The organism is Streptomyces sp. NPDC027962 (assembly GCF_055566095.1).
Genome location: NZ_JBVHTA010000050.1, coordinates 12,719 through 31,230, shown reverse-complemented (window position 1 = coordinate 31,230; position 18,512 = coordinate 12,719). Strand labels below are relative to the sequence as shown.

Annotated in this window: 13 protein-coding genes and 1 tRNA gene; 2 read left to right on the top strand and 12 right to left on the bottom strand. The window is 69.0% G+C overall.

Features of this window, described 5'->3' with window-relative positions; genetic code table 11:
* Positions 1 to 84 precede the first annotated feature (84 nt).
* The 6 genes from ACZ4SA_RS32155 to ACZ4SA_RS32130 form a co-directional block, all read right to left on the bottom strand.
* Positions 85 to 852 (bottom strand): ABC transporter ATP-binding protein, encoded by a 768-nt coding sequence (locus tag ACZ4SA_RS32155; RefSeq protein WP_468281436.1) that lies wholly within the window; start codon positions 850 to 852, stop codon positions 85 to 87.
* Complete coding sequence (locus tag ACZ4SA_RS32150; protein ID WP_468281435.1) at positions 849 to 1,895, bottom strand: ABC transporter ATP-binding protein; 1,047 nt, start codon at positions 1,893 to 1,895, stop codon at positions 849 to 851. The genes ACZ4SA_RS32155 and ACZ4SA_RS32150 overlap by 4 nt, the downstream gene beginning before the upstream one ends.
* Positions 1,892 to 3,250 carry a branched-chain amino acid ABC transporter permease gene (locus tag ACZ4SA_RS32145; protein WP_468281434.1) on the bottom strand — a complete coding sequence of 453 codons (1,359 nt, stop codon included), beginning with the start codon at positions 3,248 to 3,250 and terminating at the stop codon, positions 1,892 to 1,894. Before ACZ4SA_RS32145 ends, ACZ4SA_RS32150 begins: the two co-directional genes overlap by 4 nt.
* Positions 3,247 to 4,170 (bottom strand): branched-chain amino acid ABC transporter permease, encoded by a 924-nt coding sequence (locus ACZ4SA_RS32140; RefSeq protein ID WP_468281433.1) that lies wholly within the window; start codon positions 4,168 to 4,170, stop codon positions 3,247 to 3,249. The genes ACZ4SA_RS32145 and ACZ4SA_RS32140 overlap by 4 nt, the downstream gene beginning before the upstream one ends.
* A 135-nt stretch (positions 4,171 to 4,305) precedes the next feature.
* Positions 4,306 to 5,463 carry a branched-chain amino acid ABC transporter substrate-binding protein gene (locus ACZ4SA_RS32135; RefSeq protein ID WP_468281432.1) on the bottom strand — a complete coding sequence of 386 codons (1,158 nt, stop codon included), beginning with the start codon at positions 5,461 to 5,463 and terminating at the stop codon, positions 4,306 to 4,308.
* A 532-nt stretch (positions 5,464 to 5,995) separates the two neighbouring features.
* Positions 5,996 to 6,652: an ANTAR domain-containing response regulator gene (locus ACZ4SA_RS32130; RefSeq protein ID WP_403862995.1), complete on the bottom strand. Its 657-nt coding sequence runs from the start codon at positions 6,650 to 6,652 to the stop codon at positions 5,996 to 5,998.
* Between the two features lie 99 nt (positions 6,653 to 6,751).
* On the opposite strand from ACZ4SA_RS32130, the gene ACZ4SA_RS32125 reads away from it, so the two are divergent.
* Positions 6,752 to 6,825: transfer RNA gene (locus ACZ4SA_RS32125), tRNA-Leu, on the top strand.
* Between the two features lie 449 nt (positions 6,826 to 7,274).
* On the opposite strand, the gene pyk is transcribed toward ACZ4SA_RS32125, so the two are convergent.
* The gene (gene pyk / locus ACZ4SA_RS32120) at positions 7,275 to 8,702 is read right to left on the bottom strand and encodes a pyruvate kinase (protein ID WP_468281431.1); all 1,428 of its coding nucleotides are present in this window, start codon (positions 8,700 to 8,702) and stop codon (positions 7,275 to 7,277) included.
* A 134-nt stretch (positions 8,703 to 8,836) separates the two neighbouring features.
* Positions 8,837 to 9,532 (bottom strand): SIMPL domain-containing protein, encoded by a 696-nt coding sequence (locus ACZ4SA_RS32115; protein ID WP_468281457.1) that lies wholly within the window; start codon positions 9,530 to 9,532, stop codon positions 8,837 to 8,839.
* A gap of 229 nt (positions 9,533 to 9,761) precedes the next feature.
* Here ACZ4SA_RS32115 and ACZ4SA_RS32110 point away from each other — a divergent pair, with 229 nt between their 5' ends.
* The gene (locus ACZ4SA_RS32110; RefSeq protein WP_468281456.1) at positions 9,762 to 11,576 is read left to right on the top strand and encodes a bifunctional metallophosphatase/5'-nucleotidase; all 1,815 of its coding nucleotides are present in this window, start codon (positions 9,762 to 9,764) and stop codon (positions 11,574 to 11,576) included.
* Positions 11,577 to 11,596: 20 nt separating this feature from the next.
* On the opposite strand, the gene ACZ4SA_RS32105 is transcribed toward ACZ4SA_RS32110, so the two are convergent.
* The 4 genes from ACZ4SA_RS32105 to pepN form a co-directional block, all read right to left on the bottom strand.
* Complete coding sequence (locus ACZ4SA_RS32105; protein ID WP_468281430.1) at positions 11,597 to 13,006, bottom strand: lysine N(6)-hydroxylase/L-ornithine N(5)-oxygenase family protein; 1,410 nt, start codon at positions 13,004 to 13,006, stop codon at positions 11,597 to 11,599.
* Positions 13,003 to 14,367 (bottom strand): pyridoxal phosphate-dependent decarboxylase family protein, encoded by a 1,365-nt coding sequence (locus ACZ4SA_RS32100; protein WP_468281429.1) that lies wholly within the window; start codon positions 14,365 to 14,367, stop codon positions 13,003 to 13,005. The genes ACZ4SA_RS32105 and ACZ4SA_RS32100 overlap by 4 nt, the downstream gene beginning before the upstream one ends.
* A gap of 350 nt (positions 14,368 to 14,717) precedes the next feature.
* Positions 14,718 to 15,224: a DinB family protein gene (locus ACZ4SA_RS32095; RefSeq protein ID WP_468281428.1), complete on the bottom strand. Its 507-nt coding sequence runs from the start codon at positions 15,222 to 15,224 to the stop codon at positions 14,718 to 14,720.
* A 626-nt stretch (positions 15,225 to 15,850) separates the two neighbouring features.
* The gene (gene pepN, locus ACZ4SA_RS32090; protein WP_468281427.1) at positions 15,851 to 18,349 is read right to left on the bottom strand and encodes an aminopeptidase N; all 2,499 of its coding nucleotides are present in this window, start codon (positions 18,347 to 18,349) and stop codon (positions 15,851 to 15,853) included.
* Positions 18,350 to 18,512: the final 163 nt, after the last annotated feature.

The window sequence follows — 18,512 nt, the reverse complement described above, 5'->3', positions numbered from 1 at the left end:
GAGCGCAGCGACGCGCGCCCGCACAACGCGGGCGGGGCCGGGAAGCCCGAAGGCTTCCCGGCCCCGCCGACGGTCACCGAACCGTCAAGCCGCGCCCTCACCGAGGTACGCCTCCCGGATCCTGGAGTCGGCCAGAAGTTCCGACGACGGACCCGACATCGCGACCGCACCCGTCTCCAGGACGTAGCCGCGGTTGGCCAGGCCCAGAGCCTGAGTGGCGTTCTGCTCGACCAGCAGCACGGTCGTACCCTGCTTGTTGATCTCCTCGATGATCTCGAAGATCTGCTGCACGATCAGCGGTGCCAGACCCATCGACGGCTCGTCCAGCAGCAGCAGTTCCGGCTTGCCCATCAGGGCACGGCCGATCGCCAGCATCTGCTGCTCACCGCCCGACAGAGTGCCGGCGAGCTGGCTGCGCCGCTCCGCCAGACGCGGGAAGAGCGTGAACACCCGGTCCATCTCGGCCGCATCGGCGGACTTGAAACGGTAGGCGCCCATCTCCAGGTTCTCGCGCACGGTCATCCGCGCGAAGACCCTGCGGCCCTCCGGCACGTGGTTGATGCCGAACCGCACCAGCTCGTGCGACTTGATGCCGTCGATGCGCTCGTCATGCAGCAGCACCTCGCCGTGACGCGGCTGGAGCATGCCGGAGATCGTGCGCAGCGTCGTCGTCTTGCCTGCGCCGTTGCCACCGAGCAGAGCGACGATCTCACCCTTGCGGACGGTCAGGTCGATGCCCTTGATCGCCTCGATGGCGCCGTAGAAAACCCGGACACCCTTGAGTTCGAGGAGCGTCTCCTGCGGGGTGCCGGTCCCGCCGGCGCCCTTCTCGAGTTCGGTCGTCGTGCTCACTTGCCGCTCTCCTCGTCCGACGCGGAACCACCCGGCGCCGTCTCGTCCGACGACGCAGCATCGTCCGAGGACGGCTCCTCGTCCGAAGATGCCACGCCCGAACCGGACCCGGCGTCCGAACCCGACTCGCCGTCCGAACCCGACTCGTCCGCCGGGCCACGCTGCTCGGCGATCACGGCCTGGACCGGTTCCGCCGGCGCCTCCGACGCCGAAGCACCCAGGTAGGCCTCGATCACCGCCGGGTGCTGCTGCACCTCGCTCGGCGTCCCCTCGGCGATCTTCTTACCGAAGTTGAGGACCATCACCCGGTCCGCCACCGACATCACCAGACGCATGTCGTGCTCGATCAGCAGCACACTGACGCCCAGATCCGTGTTGATCCGGCGGATCAGCTGTTCCAGCTCCAGCTTCTCCGTCGGGTTCGTACCCGCCGCCGGCTCGTCGAGCAGCAGCACCTGCGGATCGGTGGCCAGCGCCCTCGCGATCTCCAGACTGCGCTGGTCGCCGTAGGAGAGACTGCCCGCGATCTCGTTGATCTTGTTCTCCAGGCCGACGAACTTCAGCAGCCGGAGGGCCCGCTCGTCGCTCTCCCGCTCCGCCCTACGGGCGTTCGGAAGACCGAGCATGATCGACACCGGACCGGCCTTCAGCCGGGTCTCCGCCGCGATCTTCACGTTCTCCAACGCCGTCAGCGCCGAGAACAGCCGGATGTTCTGGAACGTACGCGCCAGACCCAGCCGGTTGACGATGTGCGGCTTGCTGCCGAGCAGTTGCTTCTCGCCGCCGTCCTTGGGAAGGAACGTGATCCGCCCCTCCTGCGGCTTGTACACACCCGTCAGCGAGTTGAACAGCGACGTCTTACCCGCACCGTTCGGACCGATCACGGCGAGAACCTCGCCGCGGCGCATTCCCAGGTCCACGCTGTCCAGGCAGGTCAGACCACCGAACCGAAGCGTCACACCGGACGCCTCGAGAACATGGTCGTGACCGGCCCCAGAGCCGTCGGCCGCCGTGACCACGCCCTTCGTCACATCCGTCGTCATCGGACCGCACCTCCCGCCGGCTCCGTCATCGCATCGGCGTCACCGATGCCTTCCTGCGCCATCTTCAACTCCCTTTGACGGCGCTTGGATGGCCACACACCCTGCGGCCGGTAGATCATCATGACCACCAGCAGCGCACCCAGGTACATGTAACGGTCGGCCGGATCCACGAAGTCGCGGAGCACCTCCGGCAACCACACCAGGATCGCGGCACCCAGCAGCACACCCGGGATCGATCCCATGCCACCGAAGATGACGTAGGACAGCACCAGGATGGAGTTGAGGATGATGAAGTTCTCCGGGTTGAAGTACCCGACCTTGCTCGCGTAGACGACACCGGCGACACCGGAGGTCGACGCACCGATCGCGAACGCCATCAGCTTGAAGCGGACCGTGTCGACGCCATTGGCCGCAGCGGCCACCTCGTCCTCACGGATCGCCGTCCACGCACGACCCACCCGGGAGTGCTCCAGCCGCGCGAAGACAATGATCAGAATCACGATCACCGTGACCAGCAGATACCAGTACGGCATCCGCTCCAGCGTCCACTCGTACCCGAAGGCGGAGAACTTCGGCACCTGCCGCGCACCGGCCGGACCGTTCGTGATCCCGTCCGCGTTCTTCGCCACCAGGTACACGATTTCGTGGAAGCCCAGCGTCACGATCGCCAGATAGTCACCGCGCAGCCGCAGCGTGGGCGCACCGAGCAGCACACCCGCGATCAGACACGTGACCACGGCCACCGGAATGATCAGGAAGTTGTTCAGGACGACCGGCGGCTCCACCGGAAGACTGCCCGTCCAGAACGCCGCGCTGTAGGCACCGACCGCGAAGAAGGCGACGAAGCCCAGGTCCAGCAGGCCGGCCCAGCCGATCACCACATTCAGACCGATGGCCAGCAGCGCATAGATCGCGATCTGGTCGATCAGCACCGTCTGCCAGTAACCCGTCAGCTGACCGGGGATGAACAGCACCGCGAGCAGCAGCGCGATCATCACCGCCCACTTGACCTTGGGCTGGGTGCGCATCGCCTCGCGCGCCTGGGCCAACGGGCCCCAGCTCGTCGCCGACTTGGCACCCTCAGCCGCCTTCGACACATGCTGGGAGCCGAACTCCCGCACGAGCCAGATCGCCACAGCGATGCCCAGGCAGATCCAGAGATTCACCCCGGTGAAACTGGTCTTCACGGAGTAGAACAGATCACGGGTGTTGCCCTGCTCGCCCACCATCAAGGTGAGCACGACACCCAGCGCCACCAGGGCGCCCAGCCGCTTGAAACGCGGCTGCTGGTACCACGCGGTCCGGCGCAGCTTCGCCGCCGCGGACGGCGACTTCACGGACGTGTTCGTACTCATGCCGTCCTCCCCACGCGCTCACCGAGGATGCCGGTCGGCCGGAACATCAGTACACCGATCAGCACGACGAACGCGCCGACGTGACGCCACTCGCCGCCGAACATCGGCACCGTCAGGGTCTCCACGATGCCGAGCATCAGACCACCGAGCATGGCACCGCGGATGTTGCCGATACCTCCGACGACCGCCGCGGCGAACGCCGTGATGCCGGGAATGAAGCCCATGTCGAACTTGACCTGCGTGAACGTGCCGTACAGGAAGCCCGCGGCACCGCCGAGCAGACCACCGATGACGAAAGTACGCGAGACGACCTTGTCGATGTCCACGCCCATCAGGCCGGCGACCTCGGCGTCCTGCGACACCGCACGGATACCCGAACCGAGCTTGGTGCGGTTCACCACCAGGTCGAGACCGACCATCATGACCACGGCCGACGCCAGCAACAGCAGCTGCGTCACATTCAGATCGGCGCCGAAGACCGACAGAACCTTCTTGTTCGCGTACGCCTCGGGCATCGGCAGCGGATCACGGCCGAAGAGCTTGCCCGCGAGGTTGTACAGGAAGAAGGAGGCACCGATCGCGGTGATCAGGAAGATGAGCCGTGGAGCACCTCTGCGGCGCAGCGGCCGATAGGCCACCTTCTCCAGGCCGTACGCCGTGAAAGCACCGAAGGCCGCGCCGGCGCCGAGGCCGAGCAGCACATAACCGACCGAGGCGAGGCCGGAGGGAGCATCCCCCGGCACCACAACGGTGAGAGCGATGAGACCGCCGTAGGCACCCAGCATGAACACCTCGCTGTGCGCGAAGTTGATCAGCTGGAGAACGCCGTAGACGAGGGTGTAACCGATGGCGATGACGGCATAGATGGAGCCGAGCACCACCCCTAGGACCAGATAGTCCCAGAATTCAACAAGGGACATCGAACGTACTTCCTTGTGGGAGCTGAGCGGGCGGGCCTGGGGTGCGATCGGCACACGACTGGGGCCCGCGCCATGTGTGCGAGGACGGCGCCGGGCCGCGCCCTACGGAGACTGGACGCGGCCCGCACCCGGAGATCAGCTGCCGGACAGCTCTTCGATGGAGCCCTGGTACGCGATCTTGCCGCTCTTGACCTGGTACAGGTAGATACTCGAGACCTTCAGCTCACCCTTGTCGTCGAAGGAGAACTCCTTCGTCAGACCCTTGTACGAACCCTTGGCAAGCGCGTCGTACATGCTCGCGCGGTCCGCCTTGTCACCCAGCTTCTTCAGCTCCTGGAGGACGTAGTTCGTCAGGTCGTACGCCTCGGCCGAGTACGTACCCGGGTCGACATTGAACTTCTTCTTGTAGTCCGCGGTGAACTGCTTGGTGCTCGCCTCGACCGTGGCGTCCGTGCACGGGCAGGTGAGGAACCAGTTCTCCGACGCCTTGCCGGCGAGCTCCACGAACTTCATGTCGTTCGTGCCGTCACCGGAGATCGCGGCGCCCTTGTAACCGGCCTCGGCCAGCTTCTTCGCGAACGGAGCCGCGTCCTGGTAGTAACCGGCGTAGACCAGCGCGTCGGCCTTGGAGTTGACGACATCCTTCGCGGTGGCGCTGTAGTCCGGGGTCTTCGCGGGAACGGACTTCTTGACGACCTCGACACCGGCCGCCGTGAGCTTCTCGTTCGCGACCTTGGCCAGGCCCACGCCGTAGTCCGACTTGTCGTCGACCAGGTAGACCTTCTTGGCCTTCAGCTTCTTCGCGTAGTAGTCCGCCATGCCGGCGCCCTGGGCGCTGTCATTCGGCACACCACGCAGGAACGTCTTGAAGCCCTGCTCGGTCAGACCCGGGTTGGTCGCCGACGGAGAGATGGCGGTCAGACCCGCGTCACCCAGCAGCGGAGCCGCCGAGTTCGTCGGACCGGAGAACGCCGGACCCACCAGCGCGATGACATCCGGGTCGTCGATCGCCTTCTGCGCCGCGGCCGTCGCCTTCTCCGGCAGACCCTGGTCGTCGACCGGGACGTACTCGATCTCGACACCGAGGTCACCCTTGGCGTTCGCCTGCTCGATCGCGAGCTGGACGCCGCGCTCCATGTTCTGGCCCAGCGCGACGTTGTCACCGGAGAGCGGGCCCTGGAAGGCGATCTTCAGCGTGTCGCCGCCACTGCCGGAGTCAGTCGCGCAGCCCGTGAGCGCAAGAGCGCCCACTGCCAGCGGAATGGCGAGCCTGACGATGTTCTTGTTCAGCACTACGAACCCCTTGGAGCCGCCCGAACGATCCTGTCTGCGGGAAAAGTTGGCCTTTCCTCGCAGGACACCGCCAATCGGTGCGGTGTGCGGGGAATGTAATCGCGCGTTCGGGCACACGGATAGGTGACCGAGCGATGTGTGATCGCCCTGTGACCTGAGTCATGCGCCGGAAACAGAACACTCCTTACCGGCGACCGGACAACTGAGCAGTGATCCAGAAGTTCCCGACATACCCCTGAGCGATCTTCACGACCTCGGCCCCAGGCCCACCCACAGCGGCCCTGAACAGGCGCTATCCGGCCATGACCACCCGCACGAACCGGCCGCAACCTGACCCCGCACGACCCGGCCCACACACCCCGAACGCTCCCGCCGTCTCACCGTGCAGCCCCCTTCAACCGGAACGCGTCACGGTAGCGCGCCACGTCCCACCGCGCGGCCGAATCGAAAACGTCCTTCACAACATCCCCAGGAACGACACAGGCCCCCGGTCACCCATGTGACCGAGAGCCCCGCCCGACTCCTCGCGCCGCTACTGCCCCTTCGCGGCCTTCTTCTCCTCGGCGTCCTCGATGACCGCCTCCGCAACCTGCTGCATCGACAGCCGCCGGTCCATCGACGTCTTCTGGATCCACCGGAACGCCGCGGGCTCCGTCAGCCCGTACTGCGTCTGCAGGATGCTCTTCGCACGATCCACCAGCTTGCGCGTCTCCAGCCGCTGTGAGAGGTCCGCGACCTCCTGCTCCAGCGCCTTCAGCTCGGTGAACCGGGACACCGCCATCTCGATCGCCGGCACGACGTCGCTCTTGCTGAACGGCTTCACCAGATACGCCATCGCCCCGGCGTCCCGCGCCCGCTCGACGAGATCGCGCTGCGAGAAGGCCGTCAGCATCAGGACCGGCGCGATGGACTCCTCCGCGATCTTCTCGGCCGCGGAGATCCCGTCGAGGACGGGCATCTTCACGTCCAGGATCACCAGGTCCGGCCGGTGCTCCCGAGCGAGCTCGACGGCCCGCTGCCCGTCCCCCGCTTCGCCGACGACCGAGTAGCCCTCTTCCTCGAGCATCTCTTTGAGGTCGAGCCGGATGAGCGCCTCGTCCTCGGCGATGACGACACGGGTCGTCAGCGGCGGAACGTGCGACTTGTCGTCGTCGTCGGAGATGGGCTGGGGCGACTCGGGGGCGGTCACGGGGCTCCTCTGGGCGGGTCAGGTACTGCTCCCCAGAGCCTACCCAGCTCCTGTATCTTTGAGGCACCGAGGGGCTACACTGGCCTTCGGATTGCAGGAGCTCCGGTAGTCCAATCGGCAGAGACGATACCCTCAAAAGGTATTCAGTGTGGGTTCGAATCCCACCCGGGGCACTTACCTTCGAAATTGAAGGTCGCCATTCGTTGGGTGATCTTCACTCCCGACAGTGAACTGGCGACCAAATCGCCCATGTCTGCCGGGCAGAGGCGCAAAGTCGAGAGCGTGTACGACATCGACACGCGCACGGGTGTTGGCCCTTGTCGCCCAAGGGCGCGGTCTGAACTCCGTCAGTCGGGAAACCGGCGTCTCCCGAGCAGCGACACGCTCTTGGCGATCACGACTTGAGCCGCTCAGCAGATACCCGGTGCCGTGACATCCCAGGCCTCCCCGAGGACCCGACGGCCTACAGCTGTCTGCTCGGCCTCTATCGGCGACGGCCACATCGTTGCGGCTCGGACGAGCACCGCACGTCCGCGCGGCGGCGCCAACGTCTCCGTCGCCCGACGCGCGTCCGTCGCTCTCATGGACGCGCACGTCAGGCCAAAGCACTGAACGGCACCCGCTACTTCAGGCTCTCGCCGATGCGGTGGACGCGGACGAGGTTGGTCGAGCCCGGGACGCCCGGTGGGGAGCCTGCGGTGATCACCACGATGTCGCCCCTCTCGCAGCGGCCGATGCGCAGCAGTTCCTCGTCGACCTGGGCCACCATCGCGTCGGTGGACTCCACGTGGGGACCGAGGAACGTTTCGACGCCCCAGGTGAGGTTGAGCTGGGAGCGCGTGGCCGGGTCGGGGGTGAAGGCCAGGAGAGGGATCGGGGAGCGGTAGCGGGACAGGCGCTTGACGGTGTCGCCGGACTGGGTGAAGGCGACGAGGGACTTCGCGCCGAGGAAGTCCCCGATCTCCGCGGCGGCGCGGGCCACGGCGCCGCCCTGGGTGCGGGGCTTGTTGCGTTCGGTCAGCGGGGGCAGCCCCTTGGCGAGGACGTCCTCCTCTGCCGCGATGACGATACGGGCCATTGTGCGGACGGTCTCGACGGGGTATTTGCCCACGCTGGTCTCGCCGGAGAGCATCACGGCGTCGGTGCCGTCGAGGACGGCGTTGGCGACGTCGGAGGCCTCGGCGCGGGTGGGGCGGCTGTTGTCGATCATCGAGTCGAGCATCTGGGTGGCGACGATGACCGGCTTGGCATTGCGCTTGGCGAGTTTGATCGCGCGCTTTTGGACGATCGGCACCTGCTCGAGGGGCATTTCGACGCCGAGGTCGCCGCGCGCGACCATGATTCCGTCGAATGCGGCGACGATGCCGTCGATGTTCTCGACCGCCTGCGGCTTTTCGACCTTGGCGATGACGGGGAGACGGCGGCCTTCCTCGTCCATGACACGGTGGACGTCTTCGATGTCACGGCCGCCTCGCACGAAGGAGAGGGCGATGATGTCGGCGCCGATGCCGAGGGCCCAGCGGAGGTCTTCGATGTCCTTTTCGGAGAGGGCCGGGACGGAGACGGCGACGCCGGGGAGGTTGAGTCCCTTGTGGTCGGAGACCATGCCGCCTTCGACGACCTTGGTGTGGACGCGGCGGCCGTCGATCTCGGTGACCTCCAGGGCGACCTTGCCGTCGTCCACGAGGATGCGCTCGCCGCGGGTGACGTCGGACGCCAGTCCCTGATAGGTGGTGCCGCAGGTGTGCCGGTCGCCGTCGACGTCCTCGGCGGTGATGGTGAAGGTGTCGCCGCGTTCAAGCAGTACGGGTCCTTCGCGGAACCGGCCGAGGCGGATCTTCGGGCCTTGAAGGTCGGCGAGGATGCCCACGCTGCGGCCCGTCTCGTCGGAGGCCTTGCGTACGTGCTGGTAACGCTCCTCGTGATCGGCGTAGGTGCCGTGGCTGAGGTTGAAGCGGGCGATGTCCATTCCGGCTTCGACCAGTGCCTTGATCTGGTCGTATGTGTCGGTGGCGGGGCCCAGAGTACAGACGATCTTTGCTCGGCGCATGATTCGAGCCTAAAGCTTACCCACCGGTAGAGAATTGGCCTTGCATGACTACTCAACAACCTTTGCATGACGGACTCTTGACAAGTGTTGAATTGTGCGCGGGCGTGCTCTGATGAGCATTTGGCCGCGCACGGTCACAGCTGCGGCGGTGTCATGGTGAAGCGCGCATTCACCTGGGCGTAGACCGTCTGGCGCTGTGGTTCGAGGTCGAGGGCGGGGGCGGCCTCCGTCTGGGCCGCTCCGGCGAACGCGGCCGTCCTCATCCCGCCGGGCGCCGCGGGCCCGCCGTAGGGAGCCGCGCTCTCCGCGCCGAGGTCGGCCAGTTCGACCAGGGCGGCGAGCCGGCCGCCGATGGCCTCCGCGTACTCCCGGGCGCGCTGCACCGCTTCACGGACCGCTTGGCGCCGGGCTTCGCCATGGGCGGGCGAGTCGGGGCGCAGGGACCACCAGGGGCCGTCTACGCGGGTGAGTTCGAGGTCGGCGAGGCGGGTGGTGACTTCGCCGAGAGCGGTGAAGTCGTTCAGTACGGCGGTGATGTGGACGCGGCCGTGGTAGGCCCTGACGCGCTCGCCCCTGCCGTGCCGGCCGAGCTCGGGGCTGATGGACAACGCGCCGGTCTCCAGCTTCTCGACGGCGTCGCCGTAGGCCTTCACGAGCTCGATCACCGCGCCGTTTCGCCGGGTGAGGTCTTCGAGCGCGCTGCGCCGGTCGGTGCCGCGGGCGCTGACGGTGATGCCGATGCGGGCGATCTCGGGGTCGAACTCGAGGCGGGCCTCGCCACGCACGGCGACGCGGGGCGCCTGGGGGGTGCCGTACGGCGTGGCGGGCATGGGTTCGTCTGTCGTCACGGCTGTTCTCCCTGTCGCGGCGGCTCGGGCCTCTCCGGCGGGTCCGGGTCGGAGCGGCCCTCTTGGTGACACTCTCCCATCCGGGTACGACAACGGCTGGTCATCGGATCGAAACCCGTGGGGGGTGTTGCGGGGTGGTGCTCCTGGGCCAGAATCTACGCGCGTTGTGCACCGGGGCGCGCCGGTGTGCACCTTGACCGAGGGAGAAGAGATGCCGCTCAACCGCAGGACGTTCCTTGGGCGTTCGGCCGCCGCCGGGGCCGGAGCGGCCGTCGCCGGGAGTGCCGCCGTTCCCGCGGCGGCCGCAAGCCGGGGCGAGGGCCGCCCGGGCCGTGGACGTCCGCGGAAGCGGTACTCGTTCACCGTGCTGGGCACGACCGACCTGCACGGAAACGTCTTCAACTGGGACTACTTCACGGACAAGGAGTTCGACGACAAGGCGCACAACGACGTGGGCCTGGCGAAGATCTCCACCCTGGTGAACCAGGTCCGGGAGGAGAAGGGCCGGCGCAACACGCTGCTGATAGACGCCGGTGACACCATCCAGGGCACCCAGTTGTCGTACTACTACGCCAAGGTCGACCCGATCACCGCGGAGCGCGGCCCGGTGCATCCGATGGCGCAGGCGATGAACGCCATCGGTTATGACGCCGCGGCGCTCGGCAACCATGAGTTCAACTACGGCATCCCGGTGCTGCGGAAGTTCGAGGAGCAGTGCCGTTTCCCGCTGCTGGGCGCGAACGCGCTGGACGCGAAGACGCTGCGCCCGGCCTTCGCGCCGTACAGCATGCACCGGCTGTGCACCCCGCACGGCCGCGATGTGTTGGTCGCGGTCCTCGGTCTGACGAACCCGGGGATCGCCATCTGGGACAAGCAGAACGTCAGCGGGAAGATGGTGTTTCCGGGCCTGGAGGAGCAGGCGGCGAAGTGGGTGCCGAAGCTTCGTTCGATGGGTGCGGACGTGGTGATCGTCTCGGCGCACTCGGGCTCCAGCGGCACCTCCTCGTACGGTGACCAGCTCCCCTACGTCGAGAACGCGGCGGGTCTGGTCGCGGAGCAGGTGCCCGGTATCGACGCGATCCTGGTGGGCCATGCGCACACCGAGATCCCGGAGCACTTCGTCACCAACAAGGAGACCGGCAGGCAGGTGGTGCTCTCCGAGCCGCTGAAGTGGGGTCAGCGGCTGACGCTGTTCGACTTCGACCTGGTGTGGGACAAGGGGTGCTGGACGGTCGAGAAGGTCGGCGCGCAGGTCCTGAACTCCAACACGGTCGTGGAGGACCCGCGTGTCACCCGGCTGCTGGGCGACGAGCACAAGAAGGTCGTCGCCTATGTGAACCAGGTCATCGGCACCTCGACCGCCGCCATGTCGACGGCCGACGCGCCGTGGAAGGACGAGCCGATCATCGATCTGATCAACCACGTCCAGGCGGAGACTGTGAAGGCGGCGCTGGCCGGCGGTGACCACGCGGCACTGCCGGTGCTGTCGCAGGCGTCATGCTTCTCCCGTACGGCGTCGATTCCGGCCGGCGAGGTGACGATCAAGGACGCAGCGGGTCTCTACCCGTTCGAGAACACCCTCGAGGCACGGCTGATGACGGGTGCTCAGCTCAGGGAGTACCTGGAGTTCTCCGCGCGGTACTACGTGCGGACACCGTCCGGTGCCCCCGTCGACACGTCGAAGCTGACGAACGCCGACGGTACGCCGGACTACAACTACGACGCGGTCCACGGCCTGACGTACGACATCGACATCGCGCAGGCGGCCGGATCGCGGATCGTGAACCTGTCGTTCGAGGGCGCGCCGATCGACCCGGCGGCGCGGTTCGTGCTCGCGGTCAACAACTACCGGGCGAGCGGCGGCGGCAACTTCCCGCATGTCGCCGCGGCCCAGCAGCTGTGGGCGAACTCGGAGGAGATCCGGAACACGATCATCGGGTGGGTGCAGGCGAAGGGCACGGTCGACCCGGCGGAGTTCGCGTCGGTGGGCTGGAAGCTGACGCGCGACGGCGTGCCCGTCTTCTAGCCGGAAGGATCAGCACGCCATCAGCACTCCAGGGGGGTGAGCGCGGACGCCTGGCCGGGAATGCCGGGCGCCTCGCGTCGTTCCAGACCGAAGCTGGTGAACGCGGTGCGGCGGGGCAGCGGGTAGGGCTCCTTGCCGGTGAGGGAGTTGAGGATGCCGGCGCTGCGCCAGGCGGCGAGGCCCAGATCGGGCGCGCCGACGCCGTGGGTGTGCCGTTCGGCGTTCTGCACATAGAGGGCTCCGGTCACGGCCGGGCCGAGCTTCAGCCGGAACTCGCCGTCGACGAGGGGACGTCCGGCCGAGTCACGGCTCATGTACGGGTCGAGACCGGCGAGGAGCCCGTCGAGCGGCCGCTCGCGGTAGCCGGTGGCGAGGACGACGGCGTCGGTGGTGAGCCGGGAGCGGGTGGCCTGCTGGGTGTGCTCGAGGTGCAGCTCGACCTTGGTGGTGGCGACCCGGCCGGCGGTGCGGACGGTGACGCCGGGTGTGAGGACGGCGTCGGGCCAGCCGCCGTGCATGCTGCGGCGGTAGAGCTCGTCGTGGATGGCGGCGATGGTGTCGGCGTCGATGCCCTTGTGGAGCTGCCACTGGCGGGGCACGAGGTCGTCGCGGACCTTCTCCGGCAGGTTGTGGAAGTAGCGGGTGTAGTCGGGCGTGAAGTGCTCCAGGCCTAGCTTGGAGTACTCCATGGGTGCGAAGGCATCCGTCCGGGCGAGCCAGTGGAGCTTCTCCACTCCCGCCGGCCGGGCGCGCAGCAGGTCGAGGAAGACCTCGGCACCGGACTGCCCCGAGCCGATGACCGTGACATGCTCGGCGGCCAGCAGCCGTTCACGGTGCTCGAGGTAGTTGGCGGAGTGGATGACGGGCACGGCGGGCGCCTCGACGAGCGGACGGAGCGGCTCGGGGACGTACGGCTCGGTGCCGACGCCGAGTGCGATGCTGCGGGTGTAGGCGCGGCCGAGAGCCTCCGCCTCGCCGTCTGCGTCGAGCCGGGTGAAGTCGACCTCGAACAGGTCGCGTTCCACGCTCCAGCGGACGGCGTCCACCTGGTGGCCGAAGTGGAGGCCGGGCAGGTTGTCGCCCACCCAGCGGCAGTAGGCGTCGTACTCGGCCCGCTGGATGTGGAAACGCTCCGCGAAGTAGAACGGGAACAGCCGGTCGCGGGAGCGCAGATAGCTCAGGAACGACCACGGGCTCGCGGGGTCGGCGAGGGTGACGAGATCGGCGAGGAACGGCACCTGGAGCGTGGAGCCTTCGATGAGGAGACCGGGGTGCCAGCGGAAGACCGGCTGCTGCTCGAAGAAGGTGGCAGCCAGCCCGCCGGGGACACCGTGGGCGAGGGCCGCGAGGGACAGGTTGAACGGGCCGATGCCGACGCCCACGAGATCGTGCGGCTGGTCGAGCTGTTCGGTCGATGGCGTGCCGGTCATCGGGGCGTGCTGCCTTCCACGAGTTCGGTCAGGGCTTCGAGGGCGTCAGGGGTGATGTGCGGGTTGAGCAGGGTTGCCTTGAGCCAGAGCCGGCCGTCGGCGCGGGCGCGGCCGAGGACGGCGCGGCCCCGGGTGAGCAGGGTGCGCCGGATTTCGGCGACTTCCTCGTCGGTGGCGCCGACCGGCCGGAACAGCACGGTGGAGAGCGTGGGCCGCTCGTACAGCTCGAGCCGGGGATCCTTGTCGACAAGATCGGCGAGGTCGTCGGCGGCGGTGCAGGTGCGGTCGACGAGGGCGCCGAGTCCGGTGCGTCCGAGGGCCCTGAGGGTGACGGCGATCTTGAGGATGTCGGGGCGCCGGGTGGTGCGCAGGGAACGCCCGAGGAGGTCGGGCAGTCCTGCGTCGGTGTCGTCGCAGGCGTTGAGGTACTCGGTGGTGTGGGCCAGGGGCGCGAGACGTGCCGCGTCGGGCACGGCGAGCAGCCCGGCCGCGGCCGGCTGCCAGCCCAGCTTGTGCAGGTCGAGCGTGACGGAGTGGGCCCGGTTGAGGCCTGCGAGGAGGTGTCGCCTGTCGGCGCTGAACAGGAGCGGACCGCCGTAGGAGGCGTCGACGTGCAGTTCGGCGCGGTGGCGGTCCGCGAGGTCGGCGATCGCGGGAAGCGGGTCGATACGGCCGGTGTCGGTGGTGCCGGCGGTGGCGACGACGAGGAGCGGACGGCCGGCGAGTGCGGTGAGTGTGCCGTCGAGGGAAGCGGGGCCGCGGACCGTGACCGGCTCGGGCAGGCCGAGGAGCCAGGCGGCACGGCGCACCGAGTGATGGGCGGTGTCGCCGCAGACCACTTGGAGCGCCGGCCCGTACCGCTCGCGGGCCAGCAGCAGGGCGAGCTGGTTGGACTCGGTGCCGCCGGTGCTGACGAGGGCGTCGGGGTCGGCTTCCCTGGGGTAGATGTCAGCGGCCAGTGCGCGCGTGACCTGCGCTTCCAGTGCGGAGGCGGCGGGGGCCTGGTCCCAGGAGTCCATGGACGGATTGAGCGCGGAGGCCGCGAGATCGGCGGCGACCGCGAGCGCGAGCGGCGGGGTGTGGAGGTGGGCCGCGCACAGCGGGTCGGCGGGGTCGGCGGCGCCGTGGGCGACGGCACCGACGAGGGTGCGCAGGGCGGTCTCCGCGCCGTCGCCGTCCTCGGGCAGTACGTTGCCGACTGCCTGCCGCACCCGTGCGTCGACCGCTTCGGGCCCCCCGACCGGCACGGGCCCACCCCGCGCCGTCGCCCCCTCTGCGAGCGCGTCGAGCACAACGGCGAGCAGGGGGCGCAGCGCGTCGGGGCCGGTGGTTCCTCCCGCGAGGGGCGGGGTGTGCGGCATGGGCGGTCCTTCGGCGAGACGCGGGGGGTGTCACTCCACGGTGGCGAGGGGGCCGGTGGGGTGCCCGCAGATCTCAACGATCAGAACCCGAAAGTGGTATTGGGGTGGAGGTGGGCGGCGGCGGGTGGGCTCGGGCTGCTATGGGGCGGACCGCTGCGCGGGGCCGTTCCCCTCCCTGCCCCTTTTCCGATACCGGGCAAGCCCCGGACCCCGTACCGCGGTTGCCGCAGGCCGTGAGGTCGCACGAGGTGACCGGGTCATCAGAATGGCGGGTGTCCCAGGCGGCCGTGGTCCACCGAGGCATGGTCTGGGCAGGAACGGCCGCCGGCACAGACAGGCCGCACCCTGCTTCAGCCGCCTGTCGTGCCGCTGACGATCTGCTCGCGAAGGATGTCCGCGTGGCCGCAGTGCTGGGCCAGTTCACGCAGCGTGTGGAGGTAGACCCAACGCAGCGGCAGCGGGCCCCGGCGGTTGCCCTGGACAAGGTCGTCCAGCGTCAGCTCCGCCGTGGCCTGGCGGGACGCCGCACAAGCCTGCTGGTGGGCGCGCCGGACCGAGGCGATCGTGTCGCCGTCGTGGAGATCGAACGACTCGTCGGGCGAGTCGGGAATGCCGATCTCGGTACGGGACCGGCAGGTGATTGCCTCGTCGAACCAGACCTTCTCGACGAACGTGGCGTGCTTGACCAGGCCGAGCAGCGTGGTCTTGGACGTGACCAGCGACCGGCGTGCTTGTTCTTCGGTCAGCCCGTCCAGACTGTCGTGCAGCGCGGATCGGTGCTCGTCGAGGAACGCCTCGAACTGATCGCGGAGCGCCGCGTGGAAGACGGCGGGTTCCGTCGAAGGCTGGAATGTCATGACTGCAACGATAGGCTGCTCAGTTCCTCCCGAGGTCGAACGCATGCTGCGCTCTTGGGAGTTCGACGTACACCGCAGGATTGGACGTGACGTGCTCCAGTCTCCCGGAGAAGTGGCGGGCTCCCTCGACGAGGCCCCGGTGTCGTTGTCGCCGCCATGAAAAACGGTGGGGCGTCACGCGCGCACGTCCGCCGCCGAGTGCGTCCCCCCTGCCATCCCGTAGCCGCCCACCGCACCGCACGGCGCGCCGCTGCGCGGGGCCGTTCCCCTCCCCCGCCCCTTCCCCGAAACCGGGCTCCGCCCGGACCCGATACCGCGCTTCGCGCGGTGTCGTCGATCTCCCTACGGCCTGACGGCCGTGGGTGGGGGCACCTCCCACGCCGCCAGGCGTGGGTGGAGTGCCCCCAGACGGGCTGATTTCACTCCGCGCAATCCAGCCCCGCCGGCGACTGACGCGCGGGGCTCGGGCTGCGGCCCGCCAAGGCCCGTGCGCTCCCCCGGCACGCCGCGCCCGCACACGGGCCCCTGGGACGAGTCCCGGCAGAGCGGCCAACCTCAGCCCCGCCGGCGACTGACGCGCGGGGCTCGGGGTGCGGTCCCGACAAGACCGGCGCGCCGCGCCCCCGTCAGGATTGCGCGGCCCGGACCCTGAGGGCCCTGCGCAAGTCGTCGAGCTGGTCGGCCAGTTTGCGGCGGAGGGCCGGGAGCATGTCCGGCTCGGGCAGGCAGGCCTCGCCGAGGCGCAGCGCTTCCGCGTCCACCGCGTGGACGGGGAAGGCGTACCGGCCGCACGCTTCCGCGATCGCGGGCCCGCGGCGGGCCGCGAGCGCGACGGCGTCCGGGTAGAAGCGGGGCACGTACTCCCGTACGAGGTCGGCCTGTTCGGGCTGCCAGAAGCCCTGCGCCGTCGCGGCGAACAGGTAGTTCGACAGCTCGTCGCCGGTGAAGAGCCTGGCCCAGGCCGCGGCCTTCGCCTCGGGCGTGGGGAGGGCGGCGCGGCAGCGGGCCGCGCCTTCCTGGCCGGTAGCGCTCGGGTCGCCTTCCAGCTCCGCCGCGATGGCCGCTTCGTCGACCGCGCCGAGGACGGCGAGGCGCTTCAGGACGCGCCAGCGCAGCTCGGGGTCGAGCTCGGGGCCGCCGGGAACACTGCCGTCGCTGAGCCATTCCTGGATCGGCTCCGGCTGGGTGGCCGCATCGATGTAGTGGCGTACGGCGGTCAGGCGCAGGCCGGGGTCGCTGCCGTCCTCGGTGCGGCGCAGCAGGTCGCGGCTGATGTGCGTGAGGGTGGCGAGCGCGGCGGGGCGCCGGCCGGCCGGGAGGTAGCAGTCGGCGATCGGGCCGGCGGCGAAGGCAAGGACGCCTTGGACGACGGCGAGGTCGCTCTCGCGCGGCAGGTGGTCGCGGGCGGCCTCGAGGTAGACGGAGGGGGCGACTTCGCCGTCGCGGACCATGTCACGTGCGGCGTTCCACACGACGGCGCGGGTGAGCGCGTCGGGGATGCCGGACAGCGAGGCGAGGACGGCGGCCCAGGAGGTGTCGTCGAGGCGGACCTTGGCGTAGCTGTTGTCGCCGTGGTTGAGGACGACGAGGGCGGGGCGCCGGCCGGGGCGCGGCGTCGCCTCCTCGGTCCGGGGTACGTCGATCTCGAGCCGGTCGCGCAGGACGAAGTGCCCGGGGTCGATGGGGTCGGGGTCGAACGCGCCGACGGCGATGCGGTGCGGGCGGCTGCCGTCGCGTTCGACGGTGAGTGTCCAGCCGGCCGCCGTGTCGGTGACGGTCGGGGTGAGGGTGTCGACGCCGCTGGTGCGCAGCCATGACCCGGCCCAGGCGTGCACGTCCCGGTCGGTGGCGTCGGCGAGCGAGTCGATGAAGTCGGCGAGGGTCGCGTTGGCGAACTTGTGCCGGGCGAAATGGTTGTTGATGCCGGCGAGGAAGTCCTTCTCCCCGACCCAGGTGACGAGCTGGCGCAGCGCTGAGGCGCCCTTGGCGTAGGAGATGCCGTCGAAGTTGAGCATGGCGGACGCGGTGTCGGGCACGGCGTCGGGGTCGGGGGCGACGGGGTGGGTGGAGGGGCGCTGGTCGGCGTCGTAGCCCCAGGACTTGCGGGCGATGGCGAAGTCGACCCAGGTGTCGGTGAAGCGGGTGGCCTCGGTCAGGGTCTGGTAGCCCATGTACTCGGCGAAGGACTCGTTGAGCCAGATGTCGTCCCACCACTTGAGAGTCACGAGGTCGCCGAACCACATGTGGGCCATCTCGTGGGCGATGACCATGGCGCGGGTCTGGCGCTGGGTGTCGGTGACGGCGGAGCGGTAGATGAATTCGTCGCGGAAGGTGACGAGGCCCGGGTTCTCCATGGCGCCCGCGTTGAATTCGGGGACGAAGGCCTGGTCGTAGGAGTCGAAGGGGTACGGCTCCTCGAACTTCTCGTGGTAGCGGTCGTAGCACTGCCGGGTGACGTCGAGGAGTTCGTCGGCGTCGGCGTCGAGGTAGGGGGCGAGCGAGCGGCGGCAGTGGAGACCGAAGGGCAGTCCGGCGTGTTCGGTGCGTACGGAGTGCCAGGGGCCGGCGGCGACGGCGACGAGGTAGGTGGAGAGCAGCGGGGTGGGCGCACAGGTCCAGCGGCCCGCGCCCTGGTCGGTGGCGATGCCGTTGCCGAGGACGGTCCAGCCTCGGGGAGCGGTGACGGACAGTTCGAAGACGGCCTTGAGGTCGGGCTGGTCGAACGCGGCGAAGACGCGCTGCACGTCGTCCATGAACAGCTGGGTGTAGACGTACGTCTCGCCGTCGCTCGGATCGGTGAAGCGGTGCATGCCTTCGCCGGTGTGCGAGTAGCGCATCCGGCCGTCGACACGGAGTTCGTGTTCACCGGCGGTGAGGCCGGTGAGGGGGAGCCGGTTCTCCGTGAGGGAGGCGGGGTCGAGCGGGTGTCCGTCGAGCGTGATCGAGCGGAGTTCGGCGGGCTTGAACTCGACGAAGGTGTCCCCGGCCGCGATGGCGGTGAAGTGGATGACGGTGCGGGAGTCGAAGGTGTCGTCGCCGGTGGTGAGATCGAGGTCGATCGTGTACCGGTGTACGTCGAGTTGCCGGGCTCGGGTCTGCGCTTCGTCGCGCGTCAGTACGGACATGGGCCCATGCTGCCTGATGGGCCCGCGTCGGCACACGGGGTGGGCGTTCCGCTGTCAGCGCACACCCGGGGGTACGGGCGCACAGGTCGGGCGGGCAGGGGTCACCGGCGTACTGGGCAGGCGGGGCGGCCGGGCCGGTCGGGTCAGGCGGGCCGGTCCGGCT

Bases quoted from the DNA above. Each gene is read 5' to 3' on its own strand.
- ACZ4SA_RS32150 (WP_468281435.1), bottom strand. From the start codon at position 1,895: ATGACGACGGATGTGACGAAGGGCGTGGTCACGGCGGCCGACGGCTCT.
- ACZ4SA_RS32145 (WP_468281434.1), bottom strand. From the start codon at position 3,250: ATGAGTACGAACACGTCCGTGAAGTCGCCGTCCGCGGCGGCGAAGCTG.
- ACZ4SA_RS32140 (WP_468281433.1), bottom strand. From the start codon at position 4,170: ATGTCCCTTGTTGAATTCTGGGACTATCTGGTCCTAGGGGTGGTGCTC.
- pyk (WP_468281431.1), bottom strand. From the start codon at position 8,702: ATGCGCCGAGCAAAGATCGTCTGTACTCTGGGCCCCGCCACCGACACA.
- ACZ4SA_RS32115 (WP_468281457.1), bottom strand. From the start codon at position 9,532: ATGCCCGCCACGCCGTACGGCACCCCCCAGGCGCCCCGCGTCGCCGTG.
- ACZ4SA_RS32110 (WP_468281456.1), top strand. From the start codon at position 9,762: ATGCCGCTCAACCGCAGGACGTTCCTTGGGCGTTCGGCCGCCGCCGGG.
- ACZ4SA_RS32105 (WP_468281430.1), bottom strand. From the start codon at position 13,006: ATGACCGGCACGCCATCGACCGAACAGCTCGACCAGCCGCACGATCTC.
- ACZ4SA_RS32100 (WP_468281429.1), bottom strand. From the start codon at position 14,367: ATGCCGCACACCCCGCCCCTCGCGGGAGGAACCACCGGCCCCGACGCG.
- ACZ4SA_RS32095 (WP_468281428.1), bottom strand. From the start codon at position 15,224: ATGACATTCCAGCCTTCGACGGAACCCGCCGTCTTCCACGCGGCGCTC.
- pepN (WP_468281427.1), bottom strand. From the start codon at position 18,349: ATGTCCGTACTGACGCGCGACGAAGCGCAGACCCGAGCCCGGCAACTC.